The following is a 23,617-nucleotide window of genomic DNA, read 5'->3' on the forward strand; positions in this document are numbered from 1 at the left end:
GCTTTAACTTTCTTCCACTTTTCGAATTACACTGGCGAGTATGGGTAAGTTTCGATGCAGCGAATAGTGTTGCACTATGCGCTCTCGACTGGCTCGCCCCATCCCGGTACGTTTGCTCGGCTGGTCACGCATCATCCTTAATGCCTCTACCCATTCCTGATGCGTCGCTGCCAACAAACCGCATTCATCGGTCACCACATCAATATTTGCACCCACAGGAGATGCAATGACGGGCACGGCGCATGCCATGTACTGGATGAGCTTGAATGCACACTTTCCACGCGCCCAAACATCATCTGGCAAAGGCATTACGCCAACGTCGAAAGTGTTTATTAAATCGATCTCGGTGCGCTCTTGCCAGTCGAGTTCCGTGATTGTCACATTAGGTATGGCAGGTGCTTTGCCGCCTATCACGATCAATCGCACTGCGCCCTCCTGCCCCAAGACAGACAACGGCTCGACAAGGTCAAATAGATATGGAGCAGTGGATGGGGACCCGATCCATCCCACTGTAAAAACGCCGTTGCGACCGGCAGGCTTAGGCAGATAACGATCAGTGTCAACCACGGTGGGCAAGTAGTGAGTGTTGGCGTTGTGCTGTCTCGCGTATTGACCCAGCACATGATTACCCGCTGTCACGGCAGCAGCACCAGCCATCACAGTGTCGAACTTGCTTCCAAGAAAAGGAGATGTAACGGCAAATCGACTACTGCGGTATTTTAGATAAAACGCATCGTCAAAATCATAGATGTAAGGCCGGCGAATTAATGTGCGCTCTAGCCAACCCGGCATCAAGGGCAACAACTCGCAATGCAACATGATTTGATCATATTTTTGCTGGCCCCATAAATCGGCAAAGCGGTTGAATCCGGCTTGCAGCATAGTAGCCATCGACGGTGCACTGCCGCTGAAACGCCTGCGCAAATAGTCGTCGCCTAGTAAATGACAAATTTTCAGATCAATTCCATGAGTCGCCAGCCCCGGGACGTATTGACCAAGACGGTAACGCGTACTTGCCGCCAATGGGCCGTAGAGCGCCATGCCAAGCACTTTAATCATTGAAATAAGTCCCTTGAAATTGGAAAGCTACGGACCCCGGGTAAGAAAGCAATCGATAGAAGCTCATTCCCGGGGGAACATCCTCCTAGTTCGCAACGGGAGGGAGTTAAGACCCCATCACCGAAAAATAACGAATGAAGTATATGGCGAACGAGATATAAAGCACAAGCTCACCATCAAAATCTCACATTGCCGCGTAAAGTAGAGCTTCTTATAAAATCAATTGCTACATACATCCATTAACTGTTGATGATTCAAAACAAGCAGAAGAGTTATATTTTTTAATCATAAATAGCGGCACTGAAGCGACTAATACAATCAACGGAAACATCCCTCTGGTGAAAATATAATTATTCTTAAAAGTCATTACAAGAATAAGAATGAAAACTACCGCAAGGAATTTTGAGTAATTTTCAGATTTCGGCAACGCCAATGCGACTCGTGCTCGACAGTACAGATAGCCATAAATAAACAGAGAATAAAGGACGCCAATAAATCCATAACGAAAAATATCCTTCACATAGCCAACGTCAGATTGAAGTGCCTCAACACCAGTTCCGAAAATCGAGCTAAAAATATCGTTCGGCAGAAAAAACATATACGCCCAAAGAAATTGATCGGGACTTTGTACAGCATTATTCGATACAATTTTATTGTATAAATCATCGCTAACAGGCACCAGATCAAGAGAAAAAGTGACATCAATAATTGGCACAATATATTTAAATAGAATAAAGCCAATAATGACAAATGAAACCACAAAAATCATAACCTTAGATAAAATTTTTATCTTTGATTTAATAAGATTAAGAAAATTAATGGAGACAAAAAACATCACAAACAATGCAATCGATAGACGAGACGTGAAAAAACAACCCAGTCCAAATATAATATTAAATACAATGAAAGTAAAAATACCTCTGGGACGATAGATTTTAAATGAAAGCATCAAACATCCGATCACACAAAACAACCCCGCAATATCATAACCCGCCAATAGTCCAGAGGATTTAGCTGGTAAAATTCTTTCATTACCCGAGAAGTGCGATAGTGAAATATTGATCGACTCAACCATGGTAGCGGAAATTATTAGAATCGCATGGACCAGCAAAGCAAAAAACAGAGTTCTTAATATTTGAGCGGCCGAAAATGGAACGGATCCAATAAAGATCGCCATGATGACACAAGTAAGCGACGCTCTTAACAAACGCAATATGGAATCCAGATCGGAAGTGGACCCAATCAATTGAATTATAGTTTGATATATTAATAAGATTGATATCATGACTGCGACCATAATTGATCGCCCATCAAGCTTTATCACACCTCCACTTATCATAAAAACTATTATTAATGGCACGAATATCGATGAGTCAAAATATTCTACTTTTATTCCAAATAAAAAAATGAAGATAAAAATAAAACACAAAAAATCTCCTACAAAAATGCGACTGCTTTTTTCCTTCATCAGATTTACGCTCTTTTTTTGTAAGCCAATAAAAAGTATTTAAGAGATTTCGGAAAGAATCGGCCGAAAGAAATAAACCTCGATGTCATCCAAAATCTATCCGCTCTTATCGAAGAGGAAAGATGGGTTCGAAACAAATTTAAATCGTTTGAACACAGAGCAGTAGTTGCATACGAGAGATGCTGTCTTGCGCGACAACGCGCGACATCACGAGTTTCACCTACCTTGCTGCTCGCAAGATCAATTGCATCTTCAATATACGGCATCAAATTGAGCCTGCTAGATATTCCGATGCTACTTCTGTAATTTCCAAGGACCTCATTGATGAATCCTATATCAGCTCGCAATGCTGCCGCAACATACACATAGAAATCGATGAATGACTTATTTAAGTGAAATATTTCGCCCAATAAACTTCGACGATACATAATCGATGAGTTCATAAACATTGGGTGCCCTCGCAGCAGGTTTGACAGAGTTATAGATTGTGCATTTTCTTTTGTTGTACCAGTTTTCTCTTCAGAACGCCAGATTTGCATTCTGTGCGCCACAAGTGCGCATGTTTCGTTGGCGTCAAGATAAAGCACTTGTTTTTCAAGCTTACCTGGACAAAGCCAATCATCACCATCAACATGACTGACATATTCACCTTTAGCGGAACGATGGACGGCCAAGTAATTCTTGAGGCCTCCGATATTTTCCGTTTGAAATATTACTTTGACCAGATCAGGATAAGTTTTTTTAAAATTTTTTATTATTGATCTGGTGTCATCCGTTGAGCAGTCATCACTCACAATGACTTCAAAATCAAAGCTCACTTTTTGATCGACAATACTTTGCAAGCACTGTTGAATATAATTTTCCTGGTTATAGGTCACTACGCACACCGAAACCTTGGGTTGTTTTTCAGTTTCCATCATCATTGATCCTTATGCTGCAAATCGCGCGCGCCATTTGCTGCTTACTGTTTGTCGCACCCATGAAGATCCCATGGCGGACATGGCGACTAAGATCAAACCTAACAACAGAAGCTTCATAATAACAATGACCCGCTCTTGAGGCCATTTCAACAAGCTGTGTGCCAATACAGTAGCTGTCAACGCGAAAAACACTATTGCACCCACGTCCCATAGCAGCCATTGAGTATGCAGGCCCTTTACAAATCGACCATGCACTTTTGGTATCCAGATAAAGAAATATAGGACGTTGGAAGCTAGCCACGCGTATCCGGCACCGATAACGCCATATTGCACGGTTGCCCAAACCAACGACGGAATCAGAAGGATTAAAAATAATGCGCTTCCTATCATGTGAAGCCTTAGATCCCCTTTAGCAAACTGCAGGTAATACGGAAACGCTGTCAAGGCGAGGAAGCCATTACCCAATGCATACAGACGCAACACAGGCGCTGCTTGAGCCGCTGCATGAATATCACCGGTCCAAGCCCAAAGCACTTGCTCGGCAAAGAAAGCCAGAACCAAGCAGGCCGGGATTGCGATAACAGCGACCATTTGTGTGGCGTTACGGTACAGCCCGATAAGACTAACTTCGTTACCTTCTGCCTGCAACCTTGCCATGCGTGGCAGTAGCGGCATACTGATGGGGCCGCTGATCATCATCACACCGCTGGCGGCCAGCACGGCCAGAGTGAAGTAGCCATAGTCGGCCAATGGCAGCAATTTGGAGAGCACCAGCTTATCGGTCTGCGTGACCATCACCCACACTGACGACGTGAAGGCAATGGTGAGCGAGAATTTGAGTACGGGCTTGATGGGCGCAAACAGTGAAGCCGGGGACCAGCCTAGAAGCTGCCCTTGCGGCACAGCAGGGAACAAACCATACGACTTGGCCGCCAAGCCGACTAGCTCCATCACCGCTACCAGCAGCTGGTATGTAAAGAATACTGTTGGTGAATGCCCCACCCATATCAAGACAGGCAGCACACCGACAAAGCGCAACGTGGCCACAAAGGCATTGAATCCGCCCAGCCACGCCAACTCTTCTGAACCCGAAATACAACCTCGATACAGTCCAGACATCCAGCGCAGCGCCACGCCAATAGCCATGAGTTGCAGGGCCAACTGCACCTGCGCCAAGGGCAGGGTTTGCACCTTGAGCCACCCGGTAGCAATCGACTCCGAAAATACGAACATGGCACCACCGCCCAGCAGGGCGACGGCAAAGAAAATGAGTTGTAGTGCTCGCAGCAGGCTGCGGTAGCTCAGTGCATCGGTTGCGCCGCCCCTGAATCTGGCGGTTTCGCGCGCCACGGTGGGAGTCAAGCCCAAGTCCAACAGGTTGAACCAGGCCTGTAGCATGGTGAAAAATCCCACCAAGCCATAAGCCTCCGCACCCATGTATTTCAAATACAGCGGCAGGATGACGATGCCGATCAACGTCACGTAGATTTGACTGGCGTAGCTAGCGAGAATGTTTCGCTTGAGGGACATCGGGCCTTGCCTATTTCGTCTTGCTGGTCGTGAACCGCTGTTCCAGTTCCAGCAAGTCGCGGCTGCGCTCCTTGATCCGCCGGGCGGGATTGCCAGCATAAATGCCAAATTCCCCGCAACTTCTGTTGATCAAACTGAGTGCCCCGACTGCGACACCGTCTTTTAGTTTCACCCCCGGCAAGATGACGCTGCCGCAGCCCACGATGACATGTTTGCCCAAAAATACATCAGCGTGGGTTACGCCGGTGTACTCGCTGGGCACGGTGGGGTTGGTCATCGTTATGCCGGAGTAATCGTCATTACTGGAATAGATGGCAACGCGGGACGAGATATTGCAGAAATCACTGAGTGTGATTTTCCCAGCTCCGATCAACGACGAGTAAACAGCTATGTGTACATGCTGACCAATGCTGATGCCGCCCACGCCAGCGGAAAGCACGCAAAAATCATCAATCCGCACGTTGTTGCCCAACGCAATCCGGCTCGCGCCGTAAAACGACGCGCGATCAGAAAGCTGGACGTTCTCGCCCACGGAGGCGAATCCCAGCGTTTCGATGGCCTCTCGGGTCAGCATGGCCATGTCAGGCGCCCTGCACGATATCAATAACGCGCTGCCAGTCTGGTGGGTTCAGGGCCGGGTAAATCGGCAAGCAAAGCACTTTCTGCGCCGCAGCAGAGGCCACGGGCAGGTTTTCGCGGTGTGCTGAGGGCATGCCCCGGTACATCGGAAAATCCGAAATCAACGGGTAAAAGTACCTGCGGGCGTAGATATTGCTGTCCTTGAGCTTTTGGTACAGTGCGTCGCGGCTCAGCGGATAGTCGGATTCCACCAGGATGGGGAAATACGAATAATTGGCCACTTGCTCGCCAGCATCTTGCAAACAGCGAATGCCACGCACGTTTTTCAGCGCTTCGCGATAGGTGGCATCAATGGACTTGCGCCGCGCCAAGGCCTGGTCAACATGTTTGAGCTGCAACATGCCAAAGGCGGCATTGATTTCGCTCATCTTGCCGTTGATGCCTGGGGCTACTACCGTCACCTCGTCCACATAGCCAAAGTTCTTCAACTGGTCGATGCGCAGTTTGGTCTTGGCATCGGGGCAGATGATGGCTCCCCCTTCAAAGGTGTTGAAGACCTTGGTGGCGTGAAAGCTCAACACCGAAAGGTCCCCATGGCGCAGCACGCTGCCGCCTTCGTCTTGCACGCCAAAGGCGTGGGCGGCGTCGTAGATGACTTTGAGGTTGTAGTTGTCGGCAATCTTCTGGATGGCCTGCACATCACACGGGTGGCCGTAGCAGTGCACGGGCATGATGGCTGTAGTGTGCGGCGTTATAGCGGCCTCGATCCGGGCGGGGTCAAGGTTCAGCGTGTTGGGGTCCACGTCCACAAACATGGGTTTGATGCCATTCCACAGCAGCGAATGGGCTGTGGCGACGAAGGAATACGGCGTCGTGATTACCTCGCCGGTGACGCGCAACGCCTGCAGGGCCGTTATCAGGCCGAGCGTGCCATTGGAGAACAGCGCCAAATGCTTAACGCCCAGATAGTCGCACAGGGCTTTTTCCAGCTGCTGATGGAATGGCCCCCCATTGGTTAGCATCTTTTTGTCCCATATCTCCTGGAGATAGGGAATGAACTCCTCCAGCGGCGGGAGGTATGGCTGGGTGACGTAAATGGGTGGTTTCATGGTTTTTGAGTGTTCCCGAATTGATAGCTAACTGCGCCCGTCTGGTATGCACCGGAGCCAGATTTGATGATCATAGTTGCGCCATACACACGACGCCAATTGGACAAGGCCGGCAGGCGAGCTGTACACGGGAATGTGTTTCAGCGGCCACTGGATATTGTCGACTCATGTTTAGCGATACGCACTTCGCAAACATCCAACCATCAAAACGCCTCGGCATCGTGCAACGCACGCCCCTGCTGGTCTTTGGCTGACAGGCTGGGTTCAGTTACCACGGGCCATTGGATGCCGATGTTCGGGTCGTTCCACGCAATGCACCTCTCATGCTGGGGTGCATAGTAGTCCGTGGTCTTGTACAGGAAGTCTGCGGAGTCGCTCAGCACCACAAAGCCGTGGGCAAACCCCGGTGGCACCCACATCTGCCTGTGGTTGTCTTCGGTCAACTCCACACCCAGCCATTTGCCGAAGGTGGGCGAGCCTTTGCGAATGTCCACGGCCACATCAAACACGGCACCGCGCACCACGCGCACCAGCTTGCCCTGCGGCTGCTGGATCTGGTAATGCAGGCCGCGCAGCACGCCTTTGGCGGAGCGCGAGTGGTTGTCCTGCACAAAATGGACGTCCAGACCCGTGGCCTGGTTGAAGGCTTGCTGGTTGAAGCTTTCAAAGAAGAAGCCGCGGGCGTCGCCGAACACCTTGGGCTCGATGATCAGCACGTCGGGGATGGCGGTGGGGATGATGTTCATGGGTTTCGCCTGTTTTCACTCAGGATTCTTGGCCAACGTACCAAGGCATCGCCAGCGCCAGCCCCTGGCCAATGCGCTGCGTGGGCGCGTAGCCCAGCAAGCGCCGGGCCTTGCCGATGTCGGCCAGGCTGTGGCGCACGTCGCCGGCGCGGAACTCGCGGTGCACGGGCTGGGCGCCCTGCAGGTGCGGGTAGCGTGGCAGCAGGTGGCGCCGCAGTTGGGTGTACAGCTCGTTGAGCGTGGTGCGCTCGCCCACGGCGACGTTGTAGACCTGGTTCACAGGGGACATGGATTGCGGGTCGGCGCCCGCAATGACAAGGGCCGTGGCGGCGAGCAGGTTGGCTTGAACGACGTTGTCGATAAAGCAGAAGTCGCGGCTGGTTTCGCCGTCGCCGTTGATGTACACGGGCTCATCCTGGATCAGGCTGGCGATCCACTTGGGGATGACGGCGGCGTAGGCGCCTTCGGGGTCTTGCCGGGGGCCGAACACGTTGAAGTAGCGCAGGCCGATGCTTGGCAGGCCGTAGGCGCGGGCAAACACGTCGGCGTACAGCTCGTTGACGTATTTGGTGACGGCGTAGGGACTGAGCGGCTTGCCGATGACATCTTCCACCTTGGGCAGGCCGGGGTGGTCGCCGTAGGTGGAGCTGCTGGCGGCATAGACGAAGCGTTTGATCTGGGCGTCGCGCGCGGCCACCAGCATGTTGAGGAAGCCGGTGATGTTGGCGGCGTTGGTGGTGAGGGGGTCTGCGATGCTGCGGGGGACGCTGCCGAGGGCGGCTTGGTGCAGGACGTAGTCAACGGGGTGGTGAGGCAGGGGTGGATTCCCGCCTTCGCGGGAATGACAGGTGGGGCGGGAAGGACTGTCAGCGCGGGAAGGACAGTAGGTCATGGCGCGCTGGCAGTCGGCCAGGTGGCGGATGTCGCCTTCGATGAACTGGAAGTGGGCCCACTGCGCGGGGGTGACGAGGGTCTGCACTTCATCGAGGTTGCGCTGGTGGCCGGTGGCAAAGTTGTCCAGGCCGACCACGCGCTGGTTCAGCTTGAGCAGGGTCTCGAGCAGGTTGGAGCCGATGAAGCCGGCCACGCCGGTGATGAGCCAGGTGGCAGGCTCCTGGGCGAGACGGGTCTGGAGTTGTTCGTAGGCGGTCATTTTGATTTTGCCGGCGGCGGCGCCAGGCGGCCATAAGTGTCTTCGAGGCGCACGATGTCGTCCTCACCCAGGTAGCTGCCGGTTTGCACTTCGATCATCTCCAGATCGGTTTTACCCGGGTTTTCCAGGCGGTGGGTTTCGCCTATCGGGATGTAGGTGGACTGGTTTTCGGTGAGCAGGAATTGCTCGGTGCCCTTGGTGACCAGCGCCGTGCCGTACACCACGATCCAGTGCTCGGCGCGGTGGTGGTGCTTTTGCAGGCTGAGCTTGGCGCCGGGACGCACGGTAATGCGCTTGACCTGAAAGCGCGCGCCGTGGTCGATGCTGTCGTAGCAACCCCAGGGGCGCGCCACCTTGCGGTGCAGGCTGGCTTCGGGGCTGTGCCGGGCGTCCAGTTGCGCCACCACGCCCTTGACCTGCTCGGCGTGGCTGCTGGCCGCCACCAGCAATGCATCCGGCGTGTCGATCACCAGCAGGTCCTGCGTGCCCAGCGTCACCACCACGCGATGCGGTGCGTGGATGTAGGTGCGCTCGCTTTGCACCGCCAGGCCGCGGCCGTCGACGCGGTTGCCTTGCTCGTCCGCCGGGCTCAGATCTGCCACGGCGTTCCAGCTGCCTACGTCGCTCCAGGCGCCCGCAAACGGCACCACGGCCACCTGTGGGTGGCGCTCCAGCACCGCGTAGTCGATGCTGTCGGCGCGGCAGACGGCGAAAGCTTCGGGCTCTGGACGGATGAACTGCTGGTCTTGCGTGGCTTCGGCCATGGCCTGGCGGCAGCTCTGCAGGATATCGGGCACATGCTGCTGCAAGGCTTGTAGCAGGGTGTTGGCCTGCACCAGGAAAATGCCGGCGTTCCAGAGCACGTTGCCTTGCAAAAGCAGCGCCTGGGCCTGGTCGGCGCCGGGCTTTTCGATGAAGCGGGCGACGCCAAAGCTGCCATCTGCGCCGGCGCTGCCCTGCTCGATATAGCCATAGGCAGTACTGGGAAAGCTGGGGACCACGCCAAAGGTCACGATGGCGCCCTGCTCTGCGGCGGGGATGCCCTGTTGCACCATGGCGGCAAACGCCTGCGTGTCGGGGATGTGGTGGTCCGAAGGACAAAACAGCAGCAGGTCTTGCGGCTGGGCTTGCAGCGCGGCCAGCGCCATGGCGGGTGCGGTGTTGCGCGCGACCGGCTCCAGCACGATGCGGCCCGTGGCTTTGGCCGCTTGCATGGCTTCGGCGACCAGAAAGCGGTGCTCTTCGGCGGCAACGCAAATGACCTCGGCGCCGTCGCCACTGCCGTTGATCCGTGCGACCCGCTCCAGCGTGAGCTGCAGCAGGCTTTTGTTATCGACCAGCGGGACGAACTGCTTGGGAAAGCTCTTGCGCGACAGCGGCCACAGCCGGGTGCCTGAGCCGCCACAAAGAATAACGGCTTTCATTTGCCCGCCTCGTCTTTCAGCAGCCGCAACATGTATTGGCCATAGCCGTTCTTGGCCAGTGGCTGGGCCAGCTTCTCGAACTGCTCGATGCCGATGAAGCCGTTGCGCCAGGCGATTTCTTCGGGGCAGGCGATCTTCAGGCCCTGGCGCTGCTCCAGTGTGGCGATGAACTGGCTGGCCTGCAGCAGGCTCTCGTGCGTGCCGGTGTCCAGCCAGGCGTAGCCGCGCTGCATGATTTGCACCTTGAGCTGGCCACGCTCCAGGTAGGCCTGGTTGACGGCGGTGATCTCCAGCTCGCCACGGGCACTGGGTTTGACGGCCCTGGCGATGTCGACCACCTGGTTGTCGTAAAAGTACAGGCCGGTGACGGCATAGTTGCTTTTGGGCTGTTTGGGCTTTTCTTCGATGCTGCTGGCCTTGCCGTTTGGGTCGAAGGCCACCACGCCGTAGCGTTCGGGATCTTGCACATGGTAGGCGAACACGGTGGCGCCGCTGGTTTGTTTGTCCGCGTCGCCGAGCAACTGCACGAAGTCGTGGCCATGAAAGATGTTGTCGCCCAGCACCAGCGCGCTGGGCGCGTTGCCGACAAACTGGTCGCCGATGATGAAGGCCTGGGCCAGGCCGTCGGGACTGGGTTGCACCGCATATTGAATGTTGATGCCCCACTGGCTGCCGTCGCCCAGCAGCTGCTGGAAACGTGGCGTGTCCTGCGGCGTGCTGATGATCAGCACGTCGCGGATACCGGCCAGCATGAGGGTGCTGAGCGGGTAGTAGATCATGGGCTTGTCGTACACCGGCAGCAGTTGCTTGCTCAGGGCCAGGGTGGCCGGGTGCAGCCGCGTGCCGGAGCCGCCGGCGAGGATGATGCCTTTGCGTTGGGTCATGTCGGTTTCCATGGATTTGTCATTCCCGCGAAGGCGGGAATCCAGTGCCATTTTCGCGTATGGGAGTGATCGGGTAAGGATGGGGTGGATCCCCGCCTTCGCGGGGATGACGAATTCCTTTATGGGGATGACGAATTCCTTTGCTGGGGTGACGAGTCATGCGTAACGAATTTATGCAGATCCCCTCAAAACCTCTTCCAGCATGCGGGCGACACCGCTTTGCCAGTGGGGCAGACTCAGGCCGAACACGGTTTGCAGTTTGGCGGTGTCGAGCCGGGAATTGTGGGGGCGGCGGGCGGGCGTGGGGAAGGCACTGGTGGGGACCGGGTCCACGGCAGTCGCTATTACTTTGATAGTAGGTTGCGCAATCTGGCTCTGGGCCAGGACGTATTTTGCATACTCATGCCAACTGGTTTCACTGCCCGCCGCCAAGTGGTACAGGCCGGCCTGCTGCGGCTGCTGCCATACGCCGCGGATGGCATGCGCCGTGACGTCAGCCAGCAGGTCGGCGCCGGTGGGAGCGCCGATCTGGTCGGCTATCACCGTCAGGCGCTCGCGCTCCTGGGCCAGGCGCAGCATGGTTTTGGCAAAGTTGCCGCCGCGCGCGCCGTAGACCCAACTGGTGCGAAAAATCAGGTGGCGCGGGCATGTGGCCGCGATGAGCCGCTCGCCTTCCAGCTTGGTCCGGCCGTAGACATTGAGCGGCGCCGGGGTGTCGGTCTCGGTCCACGGGCGGGCGCCGCTGCCGTCAAACACGTAGTCGGTGCTGTAGTGCACCAGCAAGGCGCCCAATTTGGCCGCCTCTTGCGCCAGCACGCCGGGGGCCAGGGCGTTGAGCGTGCGGGCGAGTTCGGGCTCGCTCTCGGCCTTGTCGACGGCCGTGTGGGCAGCGGCGTTGACGATGACGTCCGGGCGCACGGTCTGCACGGTCTGGGCCAGGCCTTGCAGGTTGGCGAGGTCACCGCACAGATCCGGGCTGTGGCGATCGAGCGCAACCAGTTCACCCAGCACGCTCAGGGAGCGTTGCAGTTCCCAGCCGACCTGGCCGTTCTTGCCGAGCAGGAGGATTTTCATCAAGTGTCAGGGCGTGTCGTTGCCCGAATACTGGGTTTGCACCCACTCCCGGTAAGCACCGCTTTGCACATGGGCCACCCAGTCGGGGTTGGCCAGATACCACTGCACGGTCTTGCGGATGCCGGTCTCGAAGGTCTCGGCCGGGCGCCAGGCGAGTTCGCGCTCGATCTTGCTGGCATCGATGGCGTAGCGGCGGTCGTGGCCCGGGCGGTCCCGGACGTAGGCGATTTGCTCGCGGTAGCTTTTGCCGTGAGCTGCGGGGCGCAGCTCGTCGAGCAGGGCGCACACGGTGTGCACGATCTCCAGGTTGGGTTTTTCGTTCCAGCCGCCCACGTTGTAGGTTTCACCCGGCCGGCCCGCCTCCAGCACGCGCCGGATGGCGCTGCAATGGTCCTTGACGTAGAGCCAGTCGCGCACCTGCTGGCCGTCGCCGTACACCGGCAAGGGTTTGCCGGCCAGCGCGTTGACGATCATCAAGGGGATGAGCTTTTCGGGGAAATGGTAGGGGCCGTAGTTGTTGGAGCAGTTGGTGGTGAGCACCGACAGGCCGTAGGTGTGGTGATAGGCGCGCACCAGATGGTCGCTGGCGGCCTTGCTGGCGCTGTACGGGCTGTTGGGCTCGTAGCGATGCGTTTCGGTGAAGGCCGGGTCGGCGGCGGCCAGGCTGCCGTAAACCTCGTCGGTGGAGACGTGCAGGAAGCGAAAGGCTGCCTTGGCGTCGCCCACCAGGCCGTTCCACCAGGCGCGCACGGACTCCAGCAACGCGAAGGTGCCGACGATGTTGGTCTGGATGAATTCCGCCGGGCCGTGGATGGAGCGGTCCACATGCGACTCGGCAGCAAAGTTGACGATGGCGCGCGGCTGGTGCTGCTGCAGCAGGCTGGCGATCAGCTCCGCATCGCCAATGTCGCCCTGCACAAAGATGTGGCGCGCATCGCCCTGCAGCGAGGCCAGGTTTTCGCGGTTGCCGGCGTAGGTGAGTTTGTCGAGATTGAGGACCGGCTCATCGTGCGTTGCCAGCCAGTCCAGAACAAAATTGGCGCCGATAAAGCCGGCGCCACCAGTTACCAAAATCATGGGAATCCCTTGGTCTTCACGGCTGATACCGATCGCCGGTTTGTTTGACCCGATTATCCCACCCGCCCAGCCAAAAAAAGGGCACCCGCAGGTGCCCGCTCGCAAGCATTCGTTTCAAATGGCTTTAGAAATGAATCCCCCGCATCATCTGCTGCATCGCCACCGCCTCGGCCGACAGCTGCGGCTTGGCGCCCTTCTCGCCCTTGGCGGCGGACGAATCGGGGAACATGCGAAAGCTCGTGTTCATGGCGATCTGGGCCACGCGCGGCACCAGCGCGTGCAGCACCTGGCCTGCAATGCCCAGCCGGGTGGCCACGCGCACCGGCTTGAAGATGCAGGCTTGCGCCACCAGGTCGGCGGCTTCTTCGGGGCTCAGCGTGGGCACGTTGTTGTACAGATTCGTGGGCGCGATCATGGGCGTGCGCACCAGCGGCATGTTGATGGTGGTGAAGGTGATCCCCTGGTCGGCAAACTCGCTGGAGGCGCAGCGCGTCCAGGCGTCCAGCGCCGATTTGGAGGCCACATAGGCAGAGAAGCGCGGCGCATTGGTCAGCACGCCGATCGAGCTGATGTTGACGACATGACCCTTGTGTTTGGCCACCATGCCGGGCAGCAGGCCCATGGTGACGCGCAGGCAGCCAAAGTAGTTGAGCTGCATGGTGCGCTCGAAATCGTGAAAGCGGTCGTAGCTGGCCTCGATGGCGCGGCGGATCGAGCGGCCGGCGTTGTTGATGAGGAAGTCCACGCCGCCGTGGTTGGCGATCAACAGTTGCACGAAGCGGTCGCAGTCCGCCATGTCGGCGATGTCGGCCGCGTAGGCCACGAACTCGTGTCCCTGGGCTTTGGCCTCCTTGCAGGCCTCGTCGAGCTTGTTCTGGTCGCGCCCGCAAATGACGGTGATGGCGCCCGCCTCGGCAAACTTGTGCGCGGCGGCCAGGCCGATGCCCGATGAGCCACCCGTGACTAGCACCACCTTGCCGCCCACCGTGCCCCTGAGCGAGCGGTCGATGTGCAGGTCCGGGTCGAGATGCCGCTCCCAGTAATCCCACAGCCGCCATGCGTAGTCCTTGAGATGCGGGCACGCTATGCCCGAATCCTTGAGCGCGGCCAGGGCGTCGCGGCAATCGAAGCGCGTGGGGTAGTTCACGAAGGTGAACATGTCCTCGGGCAGGCCCAGGTCTTTCATGATGGCATTACGGATGCGGCGCACCGGGGCCAGCGCCATCAGGCTCTTTTTGACGCCGCGCGGAATGAACCCGAACAGCGCCGCATTCACAAACAGGTTCATCCTGGGCGCATGGGCCGCGCGGCTGAAGATGTCGAGCACCTCGCCCACGCGGTAGCCCTGCGGGTCGACCAGGTGAAAACACTTTTTGGCGATGGCGGTCTTGTGGCTGATGTGGTCCAGCGCGTCTACCACAAAATCCACCGGCACGATGTTGATGCGCCCGCCTTCCAGGCCCACCATCGGCATCCAGGGCGGCAGCAGCTGGCGCAGGCGCTGGATCAGCTTGAAGAAGTAGTACGGCCCGTCGATCTTGTCCATCTCGCCGGTCGTGCTGTCGCCCACCACCATCGCCGGGCGGTACACGCTCCAGGGCACCTTGCAATCCTTGCGCACGATTTTTTCGCTCTCGTGCTTCGTTCTGAAATACGGATGCTCGTAGTTCTCGGCCTCGTCGAACATGTCCTCGCGGAACACGCCCTCATACAGGCCGGCGGCCGCGATGGATGACACATGGTGGAAGTGCCCGGCGTCAATCGCCCTGGCAAACTCCACCGCGCTGCGCGTGCCTTCGATGTTGACGGCGATCTGGCTGGCCTCGTCGGCGCCCAGGTCGTAGACCGCGGCCAGATGGTAGAAGTGGTCGATCTGGCCCTTGAGTTTTTTGATGGCGTCGACCGGGACGCCCAGCTTCTTGCTGGTGAGATCGCCAAACACCGGAATCACCCGGGCCGCGCTGGCGCCCCAGAATTCACGCAGCCCCGCGACCTTGGCCTCGCTCTCCTTGCGAATCAGGAAGTAGACCACCGAGCCCTTGCGCTCCAGCAGTTTCTTGACGAGGCGTTTGCCAATGAAGCCGGTGGCGCCGGTGACGAAATACTGCATGGAAACCTCCAGAGGGGAATGCTGCATTCTTGCCGATAGCATGGCACGGCCGGTTCAGCACAAACCCGTGAAAACCCTGAGCATCGGCCCCCAAGGTTTTAGTCTGCCGCCTCTAGACCCAAGGCGCCCGCAGCGGCTAAAGTTCTCTCATGTACCGGATTGCAATCGCGCGCCGGCGCTTTGATTTACCGATGTGTCTGGAGGACCCCCATGGTCAAGAAACTGCAAAAACTGAGCGCCGACAAAAATACCGGAGCCCAACTCGCGGGTACCGTGAAGGATTCGGCCCAGCAAATCTGGCTGGCCGGTCTGGGCGCCTTCGCCAAGGCCCAGGAAGAAGGTGGCAAGGTATTCGAAACCCTCGTCAAGGAAGGCCTGAGCATCCAGCGCAAGACGCAATCGGCAGCCGAAGAAAAAATTTCCGAAGCCACGAACCGCATGACCAGCCTGGCGAACGACATTTCCGTCAAGGCCACGGGCAAGTGGGACAAGCTGGAAAACATCTTTGAAGACCGCGTGGCCAAAGCCCTGAACGCGCTGGGCGTGCCGTCTGCGAAAGACATCGATGTCTTGATGGCCCGCATCGACGAGCTCAACAAGAGCGTGCAAAAGCTCTCCAGCAAGGGCGTCGCCCCCAAGGCCGTAGCTGCGGGCACCGCCAAGCGGGCCGCCAAGCGCACCACGGCGCGCAAGACTGCTGCGCGCTGATTGGCATCAGCGCATCATCCCGGGCCACCCCGGGACCTTCTGCAAAGGGCGCTCGGCGCCCTTTTTTGCACCCGTCTGTTCTGCTGCAATGCAGCAATTTCCCGCCCGCCGGCGCCCTACACTGATTGACTATGCCCTTCTTCAGGACTCCGTTGAAGGGACTCAGTTAGGCTAAAAGCACAAAAAAGGGATAGACATTCATGGCGAAAAAGGCGCCACGCCGCACCGCAGAGCGCATTCTGGAGGTCACGCTCGAGCTGTTCAACCGGTTCGGCGAACCCAACGTCTCGACCACGCTGATCTCGGCCGAGCTGAACATCAGCCCGGGCAACCTGTACTACCACTACCCGGCCAAGGACGAGCTGATCAACTCGCTGTTCGATCGCTACGAGCGGGCGCTGGGCGAACTGCTGAACGCCAGCGACGGCGTGCGCGACGTGGAGGACGCCTGGTTCTTCATGCACACACTGTTCGAGCTGATCTGGCAGTACCGTTTCCTGTACCGCGACCTGAACGACTTGCTGAGCAAGAACCGCCGGCTGGAGACCCACTTCCAGTGGGTGCTGAAAAACAAGACCCGGGCCGTCACCACCATGCTGGACGGCATGAGCCGCGCCGGTGTGGTCAGCATCGATTCACGTGAGGTGGAGGCTACGGCCACCAGCATGGTGGTGGTGCTGACCTACTGGCTGAGCTTCGAATACGTGCGTGACCCGCGCAAAGCGCTGGAGCCCGAGCATGCGCAGATGGCGCTGCTGCGGGGCGCGCACCACGTGCTGAATTTGCTGGTCCCCTACCTGGAGCCGGGGCAGCGCATGCACCTGCTGAACCTGGTCGGGGCGTATGACAAGAACGACAATTGACAAGGAGATGATGATGGCCAAATGGACTGCTTTCCCCCACGCGGGCGACTATGAATTCGACGCCGCCAGCGTGAAGAAGAACTGGGCGCGCCTGCATGCTGGCGACAGCGAGCCGCTGCCCCCGGACGCCAGGGTGCTGGCCGCCTGGGTCCTGTTCCACAACGGCGAATTCCAGAAGGCCGCCGAAGCCGGCCTGAAGGTCGGAGGCGCCGGCGTCACCGTGGCCAACAAGGCCACCTGCATCTACGCCAACTACCTCGAGAAAAAAGAAAAAACCAAACTGGACCTGTTCATGGAAGTCGCTGGGCGGGCCGAGGCCCAAGCAGTGGCCGAGCCCAAGAATGCCAACGCCTGGTACTGGCAGGCCTACGCGCTGGGTCGCTACAGCCAGGGCATCAGCGTGGCCAAGGCACTGGCGCAAGGCCTGGGCGGCAAGGTCAAGGCGGCGCTCGAACAGACCATCAAGCTGCAACCCAAACATGCCGACGCGCATATTGCGCTGGGCTCGTTCCACGCCGAAGTGATCGACAAGGTCGGCGCGCTGATTGGCGGCATGACCTATGGCGCCAAGAAGGACACCGGCCTGAAGCTGTTTCAGGAAGCGCTCAAACTCAACCCCGGTTCGGCCATTGCGATGATCGAGTACGCCAACGGCATGGTCATGCTCGATGGCGACAAGAAGATGAAGGAAGCCACCAAACTGTACGAGCAGGCGGCTGCATCCAAGCCCCTGGATGCGATGGAGCGGCTGGACGTGGAGATGGCGAAGGCCGAACTGGAGGATTGACGTACCTCGCCCTTCCCGCAAGGCTCTGTCATTCCCGCAGGGCTCTGTCATTCCCGCGAAAGGCGGGAATCCACTCTCCGCCGATCCCCACTGTGGATTCCCGGTCAAGCCGGGAATGACAAGAATTCACTCCTGCCAGGGCAGCATCAGCGTCACGATCGAGAGCTTGGCAAACTCGGGCTCGAACTCGTCGATGATGGCCTGCGGATCGGGGCACAGGGTGGCGTCGGTGATGACGCCGAACTGCACGCCGCCGCCATAGCTCAGGATTGACACGCCCAGCCCGACGGAGCCCGACTGCGGCACCCAGAACATGTTCTGCTCGATGGTGGCGCCGCAGAACTTGAGCTTGTCCTTGGGACCCGGCACATTGGTCATGACGGCCGTGGTCTTCTTGCCGAACAGGTTGAGCAGGGCCTCCTGCGCCGGCTTGACCAGCAGCCCTGCCAGCGCCAGGATTCCGAACGCCAGCAACGGCTGGTAGCTGCCCTTCATCTGGCCCATGCGGCGGCGCACCTCGTAGATGCGCTCGATCGGATTGTCTATGCCGATGGGCAGCACCAGCGGTGCCAGGCCGAAACGGTTGCCCAGCGTGTAGGCCTGCTCGACGGGACGCAGGTTGACCGGCACCATGGCGCGGATCTCCTGGCCCGCGACATCATCACCCTTGGCCTTGAGGTATTCGCCGATGGCGCCGGCCACGCAGCTCAGCAGCACATCGTTGATGGAACAGTTGAGTGCCTTGCCAACGGCCTTGACCTCCTCCAGCGGGATCGGCTGGCACCACGCCACACGCTTGGTGGTGCCGGGCTGGCCCTTGAGCCGGGTCCTGGAATCGTCGGGCATGAGCGCCAGCGCCGCCAGATCGCTGGCCACCTGGCAGGCCATTCTGGCCGCGTCCAGCGTGTCGCTCAGGCCCTTTTGCGGCTCGCGCAGCAGCTCCAGGGATCGAACCACACCGTCGCCGGCGCGGCCCAGCGCCCGCACGGCCACGCCGGTCAATGGCTTGATCAGATGGTCGGCGAGCCAGTCCTCGGCGCCCTCCAGTCCGCCGCGAGAGGCCGGTTTGGCCTTGTGCTCGGGCGGCGCCGTGCCGCCGTCGACCAGCGACTGGGTCACCGAGATCAGCGCAATGCCATCGGCAATGCAGTGGTGGATGCGCACCACCAGCGCCGAGCCGCCCTGGTAGTGCGGCACCAGATGAAATTGCCACAGCGGATGCTTGCGCTCGAGTGGCTGCATGGCCAACTGCGCGACCCGGTCCTGCAGCGCCTCCTGCTCGTGCCCCCTGGGCTTTTTGGGCAGGTGCTCGACCACCACGTGATGGGCGATGTCGAAATCGCGATCCACGACCCAGGTGGCGCCGGTTGCGTCTTCGACCACACGCTGGGTGAAACGGGGGTACTTCAGCAGCCGCTCCTCGATGCGCGCACGCAGTGCGTCACGCGTGATGCCGGGGTGCAGCACCCAGATGCCCACGATCGTCATCAGGTTGCTGGGCGAGTCCATGCGCAGCCAGGCGGTGTCGACCTTGCTCATGCGCTCGCCCGACAGGCCCAGCATGCCGCTGGCGGCCCGCGTCACGTTTTTCTGCACGACGCGGGCGGTCTTGCGCGCGGCTTTTTTCGCCGCCTCGGTATTGACTATGCGGGTGACCATCGAATCTCCACCGTTCTTTGGGTTATGGTTGCCCATAAGATACCGCGCAGCGACCCCTGGCGGTAGATGTTTTCCCCCACCACCACAACTCCAAGGAGCATTCCATGGCCGACCTCAAAGCCGCATTCGAAGCCGCCGTTGCGAATTCCAAAACCCTGAGCGAGCGCCCCGACAATGCCACGCTGCTCAAGCTCTACGCGCTGTACAAGCAGGCCAGCATGGGCGACAACAGCGAAAAGAAGCCCGGTTTCGGCGACATGGTGGGGCGCGCCAAATGGGATGCGTGGAATGGCCTCAAGGGCACGGCCCCCAACGACGCCATGCAGCAGTACATCGACCTGATCGAATCGCTCAGTTGAATTTCAATGAAAATGGACTGTAGCCCCGGCCCGCTCAAAAGTGAAGTGCAACACACCCTTTGAATCTTCAATAAGGTGTGTCCATGAACCTGCAGCAACACTACAACCAGCTCGATTACCAAGAGCGTCAAACCATAGCCATCTGTCGTGAGTTGGGATTGAGTATTCGGGCAACTGCCCGAATACTCAATCGCGCCCCCTCCACCATCAGCCGCGAGATCAGCCGAAACTGCGGTGGTGCAGTCTATAGCAGCCGCTTTGCCCACCAGCGCTTTGTGCGTCGACGCCGCCACAACAGAGCTGCACCCAAATTGAGGGTCGGCAATGCGCTCTTTGCCTGCGTTGGAGCCTTGCTGCGTCAACGTTGGTCACCCCAGCAAATCGCCTCTCGTCTGGCTACACTGCACCCGCATGAGGCCACCCTGCGCGTGTCCCATGAAACCATTTACAACGTCATCTACGCCCAACCCCGAGGAGAGCTGCGCCGCGAGCTCATCGCCTGCTTGCGTCTGGCGCGCACCAAGCGCTGGCCCCGCTCGCGTGGTGAGGACCGACGTGGCCAGATGGCTGACCTGCTGAGCATCCACCTGCGCCCACCCGAGATTGAGGATCGCCAGTTTCCAGGACACTGGGAAGGAGACCTCATCAAGGGAGCTGGCAACCTCAGTGCAGTCGGCACTTTGGTGGAGCGCAGCACCCGGCTTCTGATACTGGTCAAACTTCCTCACCTCAACCCGGCGACTGCGGCCCATGTGCTGCAAGCCTTTACGGACAAGCTCAACGCCATCGCCAAACCGATGCGCCAAACCCTGACCTATGACAGAGGCCGGGAGATGGCACACCACAGCGCGTTGACACACAACACGGGGGTGGCGGTGTATTTCTGCGATCCCCACAGCCCTTGGCAGCGCGGCACCAACGAGAACACCAACGGGCTGGTACGCCAGTACTTGCCCAAAGGAACAGACCTCTCAGGTTACAGCCAGCAGCAACTCGACGCGATCGCCGATGAGATGAATGGGCGCCCACGCAAAACACTGGGCTGGCTTACGCCCTTTGAGGTCTACAGTCAGTGGCTGGCGCGTCTGGAGCACTCCCCAGACGTCATCCAATAAACTGCTCCCGTGTTGCACTTGGATTTGAGATCGCCCCCTGCTACATCAGAACAATTAGCTATCAAATAAATAGCGACCCGTCTTTTTAAAACTTCTCCGAGCCGGCCACGATGCCCTGGTCCTTGAGCGCCTGGATCTGCGCGTTTGATAAGCCCATGCCGCGCAGCACCGCGTCGGTGTCCTGGCCCAGGGCGGGCGCGTTGCGGCGATGCGCGCCCGGCGTGCGCGAGAGCTTGGGCACGATGCCGGGCAGCGCCAGCAGGCTGCCATCGTCCATGCGCACCTCGTCCACCATGCCGCGCGCGCGGTAGTGCGGGTCGGCCGCAATGTCGGCCACGGTGTAGATGCGCCCGGCCGGCACCTGGGCCTGGTCAAGCACGGCCAGCACCTCGGCCACCGAATGCCGCGCCGTCCAGGCGCCGATGGCGGCATCGATCTCCTGCACCCGGGCCACGCGGCCCACGTTGTCGGCCAGCGCCGGATCGGCACCGAGGTCGGCGCGCCCGATGGCCGTCATCAGGCGCCTGAAAATGCTGTCGCCGTTGCCCGCGATCAGGACATAGGCCCCCACGCTCCCCGCCTCGAGTGGTTCGCTGGCGGCCGACACGACTTCATCCTTGCAACGGTAGGCATTGCTCGGCGCAATGCCCGGCAACGCGCTGCCGCCGGGGCCGCGCACCGCGCCGAATGCGCTGTACTCGGGCAGCAGGCTTTCCATGCAGTTGAATACCGCCTCGTACAGCGCCACGTCGATTACCTGCCCCTGGCCTGAGACGTGGCGCTCCTGCAGCGCCAGCAGGATGCCGATCACGCCATGCAGCGCGGCCAGCGTGTCGCCGATGCTCACGCCCACGCGCACCGGCACGCGGCCCGGCTCGGCGGTCAGATGGCGCAGCCCGCCCATGGCCTCGGCCACCACGCCAAAGCCGGGCTTGTCGCGGTACGGCCCGCTCTGGCCGTAGCCGCTGATGCGCAGCATGACCAGGCGCGGATTCAGCGCGAGCAATGCATCCGGCCCGAGGCCCCAGCCCTCCATGGCGCCGGGGCGGAAGTTCTCGATCAGCACATCGGCACTGGTCACGAGTTGGCGCACGAGGGCCTGCGCCTGCGGGTCTTTGAGATCCAGCGCGAGCGAGCGCTTGTTGCGCGACTGCACCTGCCACCAGACGGAGGTGCCGTCCTTGAGCAGCCGCCAGCGGCGCAGCGGGTCGCCCCCGCCCGCCTGCGGGCGCTTCGGGTCGGCCGGCGGCTCGATCTTGATGACCTCGGCGCCAAAGTCGGCCAGCGTTTTGGCGGCGAACGGGCCGGCGATCAGCTGGCCCAGCTCGATCACCTTCATGCCGGCGAGCGGCCCGGCCGAGGGCGCGGGCGCCGGTGCGCTGGAGGGGCCATCGGCGGGCGTCATGTCTTTTGGGCCCTTTTTTTGGCGGCCAGCTTTTTGGCAGCCGGTTTGGTGGCCAGCAGCGCATCGAGGTTTTTCACGATCTCGCTCTCGATCCTGCCCTTGAACGTGCCCAGCAGAAAACCGAGCCGGGCATCGAGTTCGAAGCGGTCCCGGCTGACCTTGAGCGAGCCATTGACCCCGCTGCGGGTAAAGCACACCTCGTCGCTGGTGCGGCCCTCCTTATAGGTGCATTCCATGCCGAATTCCTGTTCAACCTGCTCGGCCCATTTGAAAGCGATCTTGCGCGCGGCGGGCAACCCGAGGGCATGCTCTCGTTGAATATGAATGTCAGCCACCGCTGCTCTCCCCGTGAAGCGGCCCGTTGGGTTCCAGGGCCTTGATTCGTTCGTCTTTTGGCAGCGCCGCGAGCCGTTTGACCGCATCATAAAATCGCGGCCAGTTGCCGCCGCCCCGCGCGAACAGCGCCTCGAAGGCGGGCACCAGCTCGTCGTAGGCGGCCTGGGCACCAAACGAGGCGTTGTTGGCGCCGGCCACCCACGCGTCGTAGCCCGCGTAGCCGCCCCACGACGCCTTGAGCTTTGCATAACTATCCCGGAATTCCTGTAGCGCTCTGTTTTTCATAGCTACCAGTTTAGATTTATCAAGGGCTGCAGCCTCATTTTCCTTATAAATGGCGGCGAGCTGGCGGCGCGTGGCCTGGGTCAGGGCGCGAAACTGCCGGCGCCGCGCGTCGAAGCGGGCGTACTCGTCGCGCGCTGCCGGCGAGGCCCGCTCGGCCAGCCAGCGCGCGCTCCCCAACCGCTCGACCGCCGTGGCATACGACTCGTTGAAGACGGTGTCGCCCGGGACGTACAGCACCTGGTGCGCCAGTTCGTGAAAGATGATGCGGGCCAGCTCGCCTTCGGGGTAGTTGATGAAGGTGCTCAGCAGCGGATCGCCGCCGGCCCAGTTCATCCAGCCCAGCGTGGAATACGCGGGCACGCCATACACGCTCACTTCCAGCCCCTGCGCCTTGAGCCGGGCCGCCTCGCGCCGCGCCGCGGCCTCATTGAAGTAGCCGCGATAGCCGACACAGCCCGCGACCGGGAAGCACCAGGTCTTGAGGGTGAGCGAGAACTCGGGCGCGGCCACCACGTTCCAGACCGCCGCGCTGCGGTGCAGGTCGGCATAGCGGTGGTAGCTGGCGTTGTCGGGCTCGTCCAGCTCGGTCACGGCAAAGCGGCGGATGCGCTGGCTTAAGGCAAGCCGCTCCTTGAGCTTTTCCGGCGTGTGGCTGTCGGCCAGCCAGTCGTTCACCGGACGGGCCGCCTCCATCAGGCTGATATGACCGCCGACCGACTGCCAGTAGTAGCCCAGGTCGGCGCAGCCCGATAGGCTCAGTGCCGCCGCCACGATGACCACAAACCCCGCAACCCCTGCCATGACCAGCCCTCGCCTCACGCCGCCATGCCACGCGTACAGGGTGCGCGGCCCCGCTTTCGCGGCAGCATGACGACGAAGGTTCTAGGGTAAATGCCGGTGGCACCATTCATGAGACAAGCCTCCAATATGCAGGGGCACCATTCAAACCCACAAGCAGCGCCCTCCA

At 59.5% G+C, this 23,617-nt stretch carries 22 protein-coding genes; 5 read left to right on the plus strand and 17 right to left on the minus strand.

Annotated features, from left to right (window positions below):
* Positions 1 to 3: 3 nt before the first annotated feature.
* The 13 genes from EUB48_RS18925 to EUB48_RS18985 all read right to left on the minus strand — a co-directional run bounded on the left by EUB48_RS18925 (position 4) and on the right by EUB48_RS18985 (position 15,133).
* Positions 4 to 1,059: a glycosyltransferase gene (locus tag EUB48_RS18925; protein ID WP_142820637.1), complete on the minus strand. Its 1,056-nt coding sequence runs from the start codon at positions 1,057 to 1,059 to the stop codon at positions 4 to 6.
* A gap of 226 nt (positions 1,060 to 1,285) precedes the next feature.
* Positions 1,286 to 2,527: a hypothetical protein gene (locus EUB48_RS18930; RefSeq protein ID WP_142820638.1), complete on the minus strand. Its 1,242-nt coding sequence runs from the start codon at positions 2,525 to 2,527 to the stop codon at positions 1,286 to 1,288.
* A 5-nt stretch (positions 2,528 to 2,532) separates the two neighbouring features.
* On the minus strand, positions 2,533 to 3,444 hold the full coding sequence (locus EUB48_RS18935; protein WP_168226783.1) for a glycosyltransferase family 2 protein: 912 nt from the start codon (positions 3,442 to 3,444) through the stop codon (positions 2,533 to 2,535).
* 12 nt (positions 3,445 to 3,456) lie between these two features.
* Entirely contained in the window at positions 3,457 to 4,977 is a 1,521-nt protein-coding gene (locus tag EUB48_RS18940) for an oligosaccharide flippase family protein (protein WP_142820640.1), read from the minus strand.
* 10 nt (positions 4,978 to 4,987) lie between these two features.
* Complete coding sequence (locus tag EUB48_RS18945; RefSeq protein WP_142820641.1) at positions 4,988 to 5,557, minus strand: acyltransferase; 570 nt, start codon at positions 5,555 to 5,557, stop codon at positions 4,988 to 4,990.
* Position 5,558: 1 nt separating this feature from the next.
* Entirely contained in the window at positions 5,559 to 6,665 is a 1,107-nt protein-coding gene (locus EUB48_RS18950; protein WP_142820642.1) for a DegT/DnrJ/EryC1/StrS family aminotransferase, read from the minus strand.
* Between the two features lie 203 nt (positions 6,666 to 6,868).
* Positions 6,869 to 7,411, minus strand: coding sequence for a dTDP-4-dehydrorhamnose 3,5-epimerase (rfbC, locus tag EUB48_RS18955; RefSeq protein WP_142820643.1), 543 nt, complete (start codon positions 7,409 to 7,411; stop codon positions 6,869 to 6,871).
* A gap of 19 nt (positions 7,412 to 7,430) precedes the next feature.
* Entirely contained in the window at positions 7,431 to 8,564 is a 1,134-nt protein-coding gene (locus EUB48_RS18960; RefSeq protein WP_142820644.1) for an NAD-dependent epimerase/dehydratase family protein, read from the minus strand.
* The gene (locus EUB48_RS18965; protein WP_142820645.1) at positions 8,561 to 9,988 is read right to left on the minus strand and encodes a mannose-1-phosphate guanylyltransferase/mannose-6-phosphate isomerase; all 1,428 of its coding nucleotides are present in this window, start codon (positions 9,986 to 9,988) and stop codon (positions 8,561 to 8,563) included. Before EUB48_RS18965 ends, EUB48_RS18960 begins: the two co-directional genes overlap by 4 nt.
* Positions 9,985 to 10,872, minus strand: coding sequence for a glucose-1-phosphate thymidylyltransferase RfbA (gene rfbA, locus EUB48_RS18970; protein ID WP_244618269.1), 888 nt, complete (start codon positions 10,870 to 10,872; stop codon positions 9,985 to 9,987). The genes EUB48_RS18965 and rfbA overlap by 4 nt, the downstream gene beginning before the upstream one ends.
* A gap of 171 nt (positions 10,873 to 11,043) precedes the next feature.
* Entirely contained in the window at positions 11,044 to 11,946 is a 903-nt protein-coding gene (gene rfbD / locus EUB48_RS18975; protein WP_142820647.1) for a dTDP-4-dehydrorhamnose reductase, read from the minus strand.
* A 6-nt stretch (positions 11,947 to 11,952) separates the two neighbouring features.
* Entirely contained in the window at positions 11,953 to 13,023 is a 1,071-nt protein-coding gene (rfbB, locus tag EUB48_RS18980) for a dTDP-glucose 4,6-dehydratase (RefSeq protein WP_142820648.1), read from the minus strand.
* Positions 13,024 to 13,147: 124 nt separating this feature from the next.
* The gene (locus EUB48_RS18985; RefSeq protein ID WP_142820649.1) at positions 13,148 to 15,133 is read right to left on the minus strand and encodes an SDR family oxidoreductase; all 1,986 of its coding nucleotides are present in this window, start codon (positions 15,131 to 15,133) and stop codon (positions 13,148 to 13,150) included.
* Between the two features lie 210 nt (positions 15,134 to 15,343).
* Here EUB48_RS18985 and EUB48_RS18990 point away from each other — a divergent pair, with 210 nt between their 5' ends.
* The 3 genes from EUB48_RS18990 to EUB48_RS19000 all read left to right on the plus strand — a co-directional run bounded on the left by EUB48_RS18990 (position 15,344) and on the right by EUB48_RS19000 (position 17,491).
* The gene (locus EUB48_RS18990; protein ID WP_142820650.1) at positions 15,344 to 15,841 is read left to right on the plus strand and encodes a phasin family protein; all 498 of its coding nucleotides are present in this window, start codon (positions 15,344 to 15,346) and stop codon (positions 15,839 to 15,841) included.
* A gap of 200 nt (positions 15,842 to 16,041) precedes the next feature.
* Positions 16,042 to 16,704: a TetR/AcrR family transcriptional regulator gene (locus EUB48_RS18995; protein ID WP_142820651.1), complete on the plus strand. Its 663-nt coding sequence runs from the start codon at positions 16,042 to 16,044 to the stop codon at positions 16,702 to 16,704.
* Between the two features lie 13 nt (positions 16,705 to 16,717).
* Positions 16,718 to 17,491 carry a tetratricopeptide repeat protein gene (locus tag EUB48_RS19000; protein WP_142820652.1) on the plus strand — a complete coding sequence of 258 codons (774 nt, stop codon included), beginning with the start codon at positions 16,718 to 16,720 and terminating at the stop codon, positions 17,489 to 17,491.
* A gap of 126 nt (positions 17,492 to 17,617) precedes the next feature.
* On the opposite strand, the gene EUB48_RS19005 is transcribed toward EUB48_RS19000, so the two are convergent.
* Entirely contained in the window at positions 17,618 to 19,150 is a 1,533-nt protein-coding gene (locus tag EUB48_RS19005) for a wax ester/triacylglycerol synthase family O-acyltransferase (protein WP_142820653.1), read from the minus strand.
* A gap of 104 nt (positions 19,151 to 19,254) precedes the next feature.
* On the opposite strand from EUB48_RS19005, the gene EUB48_RS19010 reads away from it, so the two are divergent.
* Both EUB48_RS19010 and EUB48_RS19015 read left to right on the plus strand, forming a co-directional pair.
* On the plus strand, positions 19,255 to 19,509 hold the full coding sequence (locus EUB48_RS19010; RefSeq protein WP_142820654.1) for an acyl-CoA-binding protein: 255 nt from the start codon (positions 19,255 to 19,257) through the stop codon (positions 19,507 to 19,509).
* A gap of 83 nt (positions 19,510 to 19,592) precedes the next feature.
* Positions 19,593 to 20,624: an IS30 family transposase gene (locus EUB48_RS19015; RefSeq protein ID WP_142820655.1), complete on the plus strand. Its 1,032-nt coding sequence runs from the start codon at positions 19,593 to 19,595 to the stop codon at positions 20,622 to 20,624.
* An 85-nt stretch (positions 20,625 to 20,709) separates the two neighbouring features.
* On the opposite strand, the gene EUB48_RS19020 is transcribed toward EUB48_RS19015, so the two are convergent.
* The 3 genes from EUB48_RS19020 to EUB48_RS19030 are packed head-to-tail and all read right to left on the minus strand — an operon-like array spanning position 20,710 to position 23,451.
* On the minus strand, positions 20,710 to 22,029 hold the full coding sequence (locus EUB48_RS19020; RefSeq protein WP_142820656.1) for a CaiB/BaiF CoA transferase family protein: 1,320 nt from the start codon (positions 22,027 to 22,029) through the stop codon (positions 20,710 to 20,712).
* Positions 22,026 to 22,364 carry a polyhydroxyalkanoic acid system family protein gene (locus EUB48_RS19025; RefSeq protein ID WP_142820657.1) on the minus strand — a complete coding sequence of 113 codons (339 nt, stop codon included), beginning with the start codon at positions 22,362 to 22,364 and terminating at the stop codon, positions 22,026 to 22,028. Before EUB48_RS19025 ends, EUB48_RS19020 begins: the two co-directional genes overlap by 4 nt.
* Positions 22,357 to 23,451 (minus strand): aminopeptidase, encoded by a 1,095-nt coding sequence (locus EUB48_RS19030; RefSeq protein WP_142820658.1) that lies wholly within the window; start codon positions 23,449 to 23,451, stop codon positions 22,357 to 22,359. The genes EUB48_RS19025 and EUB48_RS19030 overlap by 8 nt, the downstream gene beginning before the upstream one ends.
* Between the last annotated feature and the right edge of the window lie 166 nt (positions 23,452 to 23,617).

Origin of the sequence: Rhodoferax sediminis (assembly GCF_006970865.1) — a bacterium.
Lineage (GTDB): Bacteria > Pseudomonadota > Gammaproteobacteria > Burkholderiales > Burkholderiaceae_C > Rhodoferax_A > Rhodoferax_A sediminis.